Source organism: Flavobacterium solisilvae (genome assembly GCF_012911605.1).
In the GTDB taxonomy this organism is placed as follows: domain Bacteria; phylum Bacteroidota; class Bacteroidia; order Flavobacteriales; family Flavobacteriaceae; genus Flavobacterium; species Flavobacterium solisilvae.
On the sequence record NZ_JAAMPT010000151.1, the window covers coordinates 1 to 546 of the forward strand.

A 546-nucleotide genomic window follows, 5' to 3' on the forward strand; every position below is an offset into this window, starting at 1 on the left:
GCCACAATCGTCGTATTGAGCGAAGCATTAAAAACGCTCGATTCCATTACAAATCCAATATTGAAAACATCAATTTTGATACTTCGCGAAATATAGATAGAAACCAAGTTTTACGATTAGCTGCATGCGATTTTGTTGAGAAAAATCAGAATGTATTAATTACAGGAAGCACAGGAGTAGGTAAAAGTTTTTTAGGAACTGCATTAGGTTATCAAGCATGTATTCAAGGATACAAAGTTAGTTATTACAACACATCTAAGTTGTTCGCTAAGCTAAAGATGGCAAAAGCTGATGGTTCTTATCTAAGAGAATTAGCCAAAATAGAACGACAAGACGTCATTATATTAGATGATTTTGGACTTCAAGCATTAGATAGTCAAAACCGAATTACGCTTTTAGAAATCATTGAAGATAGACACAATAATGGTTCTATAATCGTAACTTCTCAAATACCAGTTCAAGGTTGGTACGATATAATTGGAGAAAAAACCATAGCTGATGCCATTTTAGACCGACTCATACACCAATCCCATCGCATTGAATTAC

1 protein-coding gene is annotated in these 546 nt (G+C 34.2%); it reads left to right on the forward strand.

Annotation, left to right across the window (positions count from 1 at the left end; translation table 11 throughout):
* Positions 1 to 546, forward strand: a 546-nt coding sequence (istB, locus tag G6042_RS00700; RefSeq protein WP_169522359.1) for an IS21-like element helper ATPase IstB, incomplete at both ends; no start/stop codon positions are given.